This is a genomic window from Acinetobacter sp. YH12201, assembly GCF_013418145.1.
Classification (GTDB): domain Bacteria; phylum Pseudomonadota; class Gammaproteobacteria; order Pseudomonadales; family Moraxellaceae; genus Acinetobacter.
The window spans coordinates 1-8,199 of record NZ_VPCP01000105.1 but is presented as its reverse complement, the minus strand read 5'-3'; the positions used below and the strand labels follow the sequence as shown (position 1 = coordinate 8,199).

Genomic DNA, 8,199 nt, shown 5'->3' with positions numbered 1-8,199 from the left:
AGACAAAATGACACCAAATGAGTTTTACTATGATCAGCTACCCCAACAAAACAAGGTGGCTTAACTAGAGCGGAATATCACTTATAAATACGCTTTTAGTTGTTCAAACAAGTGGAACCACCTCTGTCCAATAACAAGAAGAAATAGGATGTACTGAGAATTAATCAATGGTTGTTAAGTCTGGATAAGAGTAAAATGGGTACATTGAGTGCAACAATGCACAAGCCTGTATATCTGTGTTATGGCATGCTAAAATATCAGACCGTATATCGGTCAAATAATCTCAAAGCTTGATTGACGGTCAAGACCATATTTCACCTCAATCATGGCAAATTCTATCTCGACATCATCATTAATCACCGCAAGTATTGTTTCACATACACTGGATTTCACCCAGTCTCTATAACCTTTAAGATAGTATTCCTTTACCTAATTCTGGAGGTAAATCACGCCAGGGACTACCGGTTCGAGCAATCCACTCAGTACAGATTTAAGAAATAGTCTATTATTTTTATCTCTGCACCCGTGGTCTAGCCATTATAGATTTATCATCCTAATTTGGCTAATTCTCAGCAGCCCCTAATAAAAAAGTGGGATTCACCAAATACTTTACCCTATTTAATAGTCTTGTATTTTGCTGTTAATGGCAACCAAACTAAATAGCTATAAACGAAAACAGCTACGACCATCGCGATATGAAATGCCCAATCAACCCAATAACTGAGATCGAACAAAGTAGCGGAAAAGTATAAAGGTAGGAAAAAGAATCCCAATATAGCAATACCTAAAGCTATCCAAGCGCTACGTCGATGATTGAATGTTTTTTGCCTATTTTTGATTAGCCAATATAACCATGGCATGATTAGCAGGGTGAGCAGTATTACAACGAGAAGCCCATTTTCTAGTATGGCCTCCCACAACATCATCAGCATTTGATAAATTATCATTATAATTTCCTGTTCCTGATTGGCAAATTAAACACGCCCTTTCGCTACAGCCATGTAGGCTGGCTTGAGCATCATTTCCTCTAAAAACCAAGCAAAGTAACTTTCTTTCAATGGATCAACAAATGGTACAGTGGGTGTTAAATTATTTTCATAGTCAAATTCAACCAACATTGCTTTACCCTCTTCAATTAAAAGTGGACAAGAGGTATAACCATTAAACTTCTGACTTGGTAACTGACCTTTCATCACATCAATCAAATTTTGTACTACCACTGGAGCAGATAACTTGACTGTAGCTGCAGTTTTACCTTTTGGAGTGCCATTGATATCACCTAATCCAAAAACATTAGAGTAGCGGGTGTGTTGCAATGTATATTTATCAACCTCTAGCCAGCCAATAGAATTAGCAAGCGGGCTGTTTTTTACACTATCTACAGCAACCATTGGTGGCACAAGATGTATAAAATCATACATTTCTGTATGCTGATTTCCCTGTGTATCGACAAAAAATGCAGTTTTCTTATCGACGTCAATACCTGTTAATTTTCGTTCAAAATAAACATCAATTGGTTTTTCAAGTGATTGCCAACGGTTAAGCACATTTTCATTGACCTTAGGAACACTAAAGACTTGTTTGCTTGGACTAAAAAAATCGATTTGGCTATTGCTCAGTGTCCCAGCTTGTTGCAAGCGGTCATATAACATGAATGTCATTTTTAACGGTGCACCTGCACATTTCATATCCGTATGCGCCATAGTCATTACCGCTCGTCCACCACGTTTTCGAAATTTGTCCATCTGATGCCAAGTTGCTAAAGCTATTTCGGGGCTAGCATAGACACTACCAATTCCATTTTTACCCAAATCACTTTTGGATAAACCTTGAATTTGTTCATACCCTAAACGCAGTCCGGTAGCAACCACCAAAAAATCATACTTTATTGTTTCACCTGCCTCTGTCACTATTTTATTTTGGTCAGGCTCAAATGCTTGCACATTAGATTAAATCCAATTCACATCTTTGGGTACAAGGCTTGTATTATCATTTAATACTTTATCAACTGATTGCCATATCCCAGTTGCCAATAAGGTATAACCTGGTTGATATCGATGCGTGGTATTATGATCAATAAGTATTAGCTTGGCATTCGGCAACTGTTTGCTTAAGCGGTTAATCGCTGCCAGCCCGGCCAATCCTGCTCCTACTACAACCACAGTAACCGCATTCGTTTCTGCTGAAGCCTGAGTGGTATGACTTAAATGCAGACCTGCTGTAGTGATGAGTCCGACACCAGCTGCCATTTTTAGAAAATCCCGTCGATTATTACGAATACTCATGTATTCTCCTTTCGAATCTTTTTTATCGTTAAAGTGTTATTCAATGACCGGCTTTAGAATCTCTATTTCATTTCTGATCTTAGGTCATATGTAGATCACTAACATCAATCCATTCTAGTCTTCTGATCCTAATAAAATTCGAATAGATGAGATTATACTATCTAGTTAATTTTGCTTAAAAAACAAAATTTTTCATAGCCGACCAAAGCACTATAATTGATCAATCCTGATGCTGATTTTTTGTATAGGTTCTTTTAGCCTGTTATATTTTTATTTACAAGCAGATTAAATTATATACAAATTTATCTCATTAAATCACTTTTTTGATGCTTGGTTAGTATGTGCTAAGAGCCTAGATTAATATATTAAATTGAAAACAGTACTACAGCATCAGAAAGAAAAAACCAACTGATGCATCACTTACGAAATTAGTATTCGTAGTTATTATTGATTGACCATTCTTGTAATTTTCCAAACTTGATCTGGTCATTAAAAAGCAAATCATTGTTTGCTAGCGTCCTACTCTCATCTGTTGGACAGAAACCATCATCACAGTCTGAATCGACGACCCAGCAGCCGCGGACAAATAGGATTTCATTTCCTTCTTGCTCCAGCTGTTTTTCTACCCGTTGAATTGCTTCATCAATGTTTTTTGCGCCTAAATAAGCTGTCACATACGCATAGGATTCCGATGGATCCGATGCTTTTTTAAATTCAATGCCTACACAAAAAAGATGGTTTTTCATCATTTACTCCTCATTTATTTTTAGTCCAAATCTCTCATCAAACTTATTCAGATCCAGCAATTTTTTGCATCTAAAAAAACTGAACCTCTATAGAAAATAGGTCAGTAAGGAAAACCTCACTGACCTGTGTTTAAAACTTAATACGCCAATTTTAACAGAAATCTAAACAGTCCTGCGACCAAGGCCAAGCTTAAAAAACCAGCCAGCCATAAGCCAATAAACCATTTCAATTCAGAAATTTTCATTCAGCCTCCTTAATGATAACCCTCATCACCCACGCGCACTTTATCCCTGAAAACCCAATACGATAGTCCGGTATAAATAAGAATGATCGGAATTAAAATCAGTGCGCCAATAAGGGCGAACAATTGACTACTGGCAGGTGCTGCAGCCTCCCAAATAGTGATGGATGGTGGAATGACATAAGGCCATAAACTAATCAGAAAACCGCTATAAGCGAGAATCACCAAAGCCAAAGTATAAATGAATGGCAGGAACTCTTTGCGCTGCTTACAGGCTTTGATTGCCAGGAAAGTAAACAGCAGAACCAGTACGGGTACCGGGCTAAAATAAAAGAGTTGCGGTTGACTGAACCAGCGTTCTGCAATTTGAGGATGAGCCAAAGGCGTATAGATGCTGACACAAACAAAAATCATCAGTAATGAAATCAGCAGTTTTGGCATCAATTCAAACATGCGGTTCTGCAGCATTTTTTCGGTTTTAAAGATCAACCAGCCACATCCTAGCGTTGCATACAATACGACTACACTTAAACCGGTAAACAGGGAAAAAGGTGTTAACCAATCCAGACCGCCGCCAGTATAGATGCCATTCGTGGTTTCAATCCCCTGAATATAGGCTCCCAAAATCAGTCCTTGGAAAAATGAGCTCAAGATCGACCCCCAAATAAAGGCCTGATCCCATAAATGTTTGGTTTTATTGGCCTTAAACCGGAATTCGAAGGCAACGCCCCGGAAGATCAGCGCGATCACCATTAGAATGATTGGGATATACAGGGCGGACAGTACAGTGGAATACACTAAGGGAAATGCAGCAAATAATCCTGCACCACCCAGTACCATCCAGGTTTCATTGCCATCCCAGACGGGCGCGACGGTATTCATCATAACATCACGTTCCTGTCGATCACCAATAAAGGGAAATAGAATACCGATACCGAGATCAAAACCATCTAGCACGACATAGATCAGCACTCCTAATCCAATAATTAGAATCCAAATTAATGATAAATCGATCATTTTTGATTCTCCTGAGATTGTGTAGGACTTACTTTATCCAGATCGCTCTCCTCATCAATTGTACTTAAAGGACGTTTTGATGCCTGTATGACCGCCTGCTCACTATGGGGTGCCGAATGTATAAACTCCGGACCTTTACGCATCAATTTCAGCATGTAGAAAATGCCAACACCAAACACAATAAAGTAGACCATTACAAAAATGATCAGGGTTAAACCCACCTGTTCCGCTGAAACGGGAGAAAGCGTATCTTTGGTCCGTAAAATGCCATAAACCACCCAGGGTTGACGACCGACTTCAGTGGTAAACCAACCTGCAAGCAAAGCGATAAATCCTGAAGGTCCCATATATAGGGCAAATCTATGCAACCATACCGAGTCATAGAACTTGTCAGTTTTTCTTAGCCATGCACCTAGAACTGCCATTAAAATCATCAGTACACCCAGTCCGACCATAATCCGGAAACTCCAGAATATGACCAGCGAGTTTGGACGGTCTTCAGGTGCAAATTCCTTTAAGCCTTTGACTTCACCATCTAAGGTATGTGTCATGATCAGACTGCCCAGATTCGGAATTCCGATCGCATACTTGGTTTCTTCTGCTTCCATATCTGGAATACCAAATAAATACAGTGGCATGCCATGATCTTTATTGGTTTCCCAGTGTCCTTCCATAGCTGCCAGTTTGGCTGGTTGGTGTTCCAGGGTATTCAAGCCATGCATATCTCCGACAAACATTTGTAGAGGTGCCAATGCCAGAATCATCCACATGGCCATGGAAAATGATTTTTTCACCAAGGCATCACGACGGCCTTTTAATAAATGAAATGCGGCTGTGGAAGCTACTAGCAAAGCAGAGACCAGAAAGGAAGCCATTGCCATATGTGCCAATCGATAAGGGAAAGATGGATTAAAGACAATGGCAAACCAGTCTTGCGGGACAATAATGCCATTTTCAATGGTGAAGCCCTGAGGGGTTTGCATCCAGCTATTCGAGGACAGAATCCAGAACATTGAAATACAGGTGCCTATAGCCACCATCAGCGTTGCGAAAAAATGGGTTTTCGGTCCCACTCGGCCCCAACCAAATAACATAATCCCCAGAAAACCGGCTTCAAGGAAAAACGCACTTAAAACCTCATAAGCGAGTAATGGTCCTGTGACACTGCCGGAAATCCGTGAAAACTCACTCCAGTTGGTACCAAACTGATAGCTCATCACCACGCCAGAGACCACGCCCATACCAAAGGACAGTGCAAAGACTTTGATCCAGAACTTAAATAAGTCCCGGTATACTGGATCGTTAGTTTTAAGCCAACGCCATTCCAGAACGGCCAGAAAACTGGCTAAACCAATAGAAATTGCCGGGAAAATAATATGAAATGATACGGTAAATGCAAACTGGATACGTGCCAGTTCCAGCGCGGTTAGCCCTAAATTCATGCTGCCTCCTGCTGATCAATTGAATACAGGGAGGACATCAACAGCACCGATTGATGCAGTGAAACTGACACCCCTTGCCAGACATCGATCTTCTGGTATAGGGATGAAACCCGTATACCAGATACGCTATAGACTTTTTTGAGGGCGAACGAAACCATTACACTGTTAGCGAACAGCGAAAACTGAATTCTCATGATTAAAACTCTTTAAGATGTTGTGTAGTGCAAACAAAACAACTGTTTGACGTGACCAATCATGTCCTAAAGAGCCAAAGGAGGCGCCCTGCCCTGCGGCAGCAAATACAACTTCTGTAAGCTGAAATAGACATGCCGGAAGACAGGCTGATAGAAATTAAGTCGAACCTGAATCCGGTCCAGAACTTCATCAATCCCCAGCTTAAATGGCAGTACCAAATCACCATAAACCGTACAATATTGGCATTGATGGTTATGTTTATTGTGATCGTGGGAATGTTGAGGAATCAAATCCTTGAGCAGCTCATGATGAACTGAGTGGACATGATGATGATCGACAGGCGAAAGAAGATTGTGGGTAATCGACATACAGACCGGAGCAATGTGAAATTTTTCCGGCAGCAGAGGCTGTAAATATACTGCAATTTGCAAAAGTATGGCTGCAAATGCAATAAAGATTCCACTTCGCTTCAGCAAGTTTTCTCTCGACTGGCATCGAATAAGAGGGATACGCTGAATAAAAACATGAAATTTAAAGATAAATTCCTACGTATTTACTCAACTTTTCATTCTACAAATATATAATATATACTTAGTTTTGAAAAGCAAAATAAATAAATAAAAAGTCAATTAAATTAAATGCTTAAAATTTAAAAAACTTTCTCTTACGATTGATGCAGGAGAAAGTTATGTATTGTACAAAAAGTGTTCAGAAGAATACTTTGCTTACTTGAAATAATTGAGAGGCAATTTTAAGTAAGATACGCCATTTTTTTCTGGCTGAGGAAAACGTCCTGCATTCATATTAATCTGAATGGATGGCAAAATCAGTTCAGGCATTCTTAAGGTTGCATCACGTTTTTGACGCATTGCAACAAACTCCGCTTTTTCTGTACCAGTATGAATATGAATATTAGACTTTTTCTGAGTTTTGATATCGGTTTCACAGATATAGTCATGACGTGATTCCGGTAAATAGTCATGACACAGGAAAACACGAGTTTCTTCAGGCAACTGATAGAGGGTCTGCACAGAATCAAATAAAGTTTCAGCATTGCCCTTCGGAAAATCACATCGTGCCGTTCCATAATCAGGCATAAACAAGGTATCACCTACAAAAACAGCATCTCCAATCACATAACTCAAGCATGCAGGTGTATGTCCAGGGGTAGGAATATTATAGGCTTGTAAGTTGCCAATATGAAATTTTTCATGATCCTGGAATACATGATCAAATGTCTGGAAAGCATTGAACTGTTTGATATCAATGTTATAGATTGAGCTAAAGGTTTCCTGTACCAATGAAATCCGTTTGCTCATCGCTGTTTTTCCACCGAGCTGCTGTTTTAAATACTGTGCTGCTGTTAAATGATCTGCATGTACATGCGTTTCCAAAACCCACTCAACCAGTAAGCCCTGCTCTTTGACATACGCGATGATTTGATCGGCATGCGTGGTAGATGTCACTGCTGAAGCAGAGTCATAATCGAGAACACTGTCGATAATCGCACATTGTTTTGTACCTGGATCTGAAACTACATAACTGAATGTATTTGTTTTAGGATCAAAAAAATCTTTTACATTTGGTTGAGTCGACATAGTCTTACTCCTTTTTAAAATTTAGAAGCTCACAGAGCATATTTAAAACTTAGTTTTTGATACAAGGCAGGCCATTTTTCCACCAAGATTTCATACCACCTTTTAACTGTGTGACTGAATATCCCATCTTGGCCAATCTGCGTGTCGCTGGAATGCTCCGGTGCGCCGATAAACAAATGGTCACCACGGGCTGATCCAGATTGAGCCCCAATGACTGTATTGTAGATTCATTCAACTGTGTAATAGGTAAATTAACAGCACCTTTTATATGACTGTGTTTAAACTCTTGAGCACTTCGGACATCAACAATCTGTACAATTTCCTGTTTCTGTAATAATTCCTGACAAGTGATTTCAGGCACCTTGCCCCAAGGTAGATACATCAGAATATTAAACATGATTTTCCTCTATTAGAACAGTTGTTATCCGCGACTTATATTTATAAGGATTTAAAATAAAAATAAGTAGTAAAATAAATATAAGCCAATCTTGGGTTAAACTTCAAATCTATCCTCATAGAAAATACAATGACTTTTTAATAACCAAACTGAACCGTACCGGGTTTGTCGGAGAGTCAATATTCTGAGAGACTATCCCGATGACAAAATTAAAATATACCCCTGAAATCAGAGAAAGAGCGGTTCAATTATTGATTGAATCTGAAAAAGATTATCC

Annotated in this window: 10 protein-coding genes and 1 pseudogene; all 11 read right to left on the bottom strand. The window is 39.4% G+C overall.

Features of this window, described 5'->3' with window-relative positions:
* Positions 1–424 precede the first annotated feature (424 nt).
* Positions 425–528 (bottom strand): annotated as a pseudogene (locus FTU91_RS16710) (transposase); the annotation flags it as partial.
* An 86-nt stretch (positions 529–614) separates the two neighbouring features.
* Positions 615–947, bottom strand: a complete 333-nt coding sequence (locus tag FTU91_RS14750; protein ID WP_004973783.1) for a hypothetical protein — start codon at positions 945–947, stop codon at positions 615–617.
* Between the two features lie 27 nt (positions 948–974).
* The gene (locus tag FTU91_RS14745; RefSeq protein ID WP_218944794.1) at positions 975–1,943 is read right to left on the bottom strand and encodes an FAD/NAD(P)-binding oxidoreductase; all 969 of its coding nucleotides are present in this window, start codon (positions 1,941–1,943) and stop codon (positions 975–977) included.
* 6 nt (positions 1,944–1,949) lie between these two features.
* The gene (locus FTU91_RS16475; RefSeq protein ID WP_218944793.1) at positions 1,950–2,285 is read right to left on the bottom strand and encodes a twin-arginine translocation signal domain-containing protein; all 336 of its coding nucleotides are present in this window, start codon (positions 2,283–2,285) and stop codon (positions 1,950–1,952) included.
* 428 nt (positions 2,286–2,713) lie between these two features.
* Complete coding sequence (locus FTU91_RS14740; RefSeq protein ID WP_026438522.1) at positions 2,714–3,034, bottom strand: hypothetical protein; 321 nt, start codon at positions 3,032–3,034, stop codon at positions 2,714–2,716.
* A 251-nt stretch (positions 3,035–3,285) separates the two neighbouring features.
* The gene (cydB, locus tag FTU91_RS14735) at positions 3,286–4,290 is read right to left on the bottom strand and encodes a cytochrome d ubiquinol oxidase subunit II (protein WP_086197093.1); all 1,005 of its coding nucleotides are present in this window, start codon (positions 4,288–4,290) and stop codon (positions 3,286–3,288) included.
* The gene (locus FTU91_RS14730) at positions 4,287–5,732 is read right to left on the bottom strand and encodes a cytochrome ubiquinol oxidase subunit I (RefSeq protein ID WP_086197094.1); all 1,446 of its coding nucleotides are present in this window, start codon (positions 5,730–5,732) and stop codon (positions 4,287–4,289) included. The genes cydB and FTU91_RS14730 overlap by 4 nt, the downstream gene beginning before the upstream one ends.
* Complete coding sequence (locus FTU91_RS14725; protein ID WP_121523968.1) at positions 5,729–5,926, bottom strand: hypothetical protein; 198 nt, start codon at positions 5,924–5,926, stop codon at positions 5,729–5,731. The genes FTU91_RS14730 and FTU91_RS14725 overlap by 4 nt, the downstream gene beginning before the upstream one ends.
* Positions 5,927–5,992: 66 nt before the next feature.
* Positions 5,993–6,403 (bottom strand): DUF2946 domain-containing protein, encoded by a 411-nt coding sequence (locus tag FTU91_RS14720; protein ID WP_121523966.1) that lies wholly within the window; start codon positions 6,401–6,403, stop codon positions 5,993–5,995.
* 249 nt (positions 6,404–6,652) lie between these two features.
* Entirely contained in the window at positions 6,653–7,525 is an 873-nt protein-coding gene (locus tag FTU91_RS14715) for an MBL fold metallo-hydrolase (RefSeq protein ID WP_180082706.1), read from the bottom strand.
* A gap of 49 nt (positions 7,526–7,574) precedes the next feature.
* The gene (locus FTU91_RS14710; RefSeq protein ID WP_086197098.1) at positions 7,575–7,922 is read right to left on the bottom strand and encodes a rhodanese-like domain-containing protein; all 348 of its coding nucleotides are present in this window, start codon (positions 7,920–7,922) and stop codon (positions 7,575–7,577) included.
* Positions 7,923–8,199: the final 277 nt, after the last annotated feature.

Excerpts from the sequence above, each read along its gene's own strand:
- FTU91_RS14750 (WP_004973783.1), bottom strand. The coding sequence starts at position 947 with ATGATAATTTATCAAATGCTGATGATGTTGTGGGAGGCCATACTAGAA.
- FTU91_RS16475 (WP_218944793.1), bottom strand. The coding sequence starts at position 2,285 with ATGAGTATTCGTAATAATCGACGGGATTTTCTAAAAATGGCAGCTGGT.
- FTU91_RS14740 (WP_026438522.1), bottom strand. The coding sequence starts at position 3,034 with ATGATGAAAAACCATCTTTTTTGTGTAGGCATTGAATTTAAAAAAGCA.
- cydB (WP_086197093.1), bottom strand. The coding sequence starts at position 4,290 with ATGATCGATTTATCATTAATTTGGATTCTAATTATTGGATTAGGAGTG.
- FTU91_RS14730 (WP_086197094.1), bottom strand. The coding sequence starts at position 5,732 with ATGAATTTAGGGCTAACCGCGCTGGAACTGGCACGTATCCAGTTTGCA.
- FTU91_RS14725 (WP_121523968.1), bottom strand. The coding sequence starts at position 5,926 with ATGAGAATTCAGTTTTCGCTGTTCGCTAACAGTGTAATGGTTTCGTTC.
- FTU91_RS14715 (WP_180082706.1), bottom strand. The coding sequence starts at position 7,525 with ATGTCGACTCAACCAAATGTAAAAGATTTTTTTGATCCTAAAACAAAT.
- FTU91_RS14710 (WP_086197098.1), bottom strand. The coding sequence starts at position 7,922 with ATGTTTAATATTCTGATGTATCTACCTTGGGGCAAGGTGCCTGAAATC.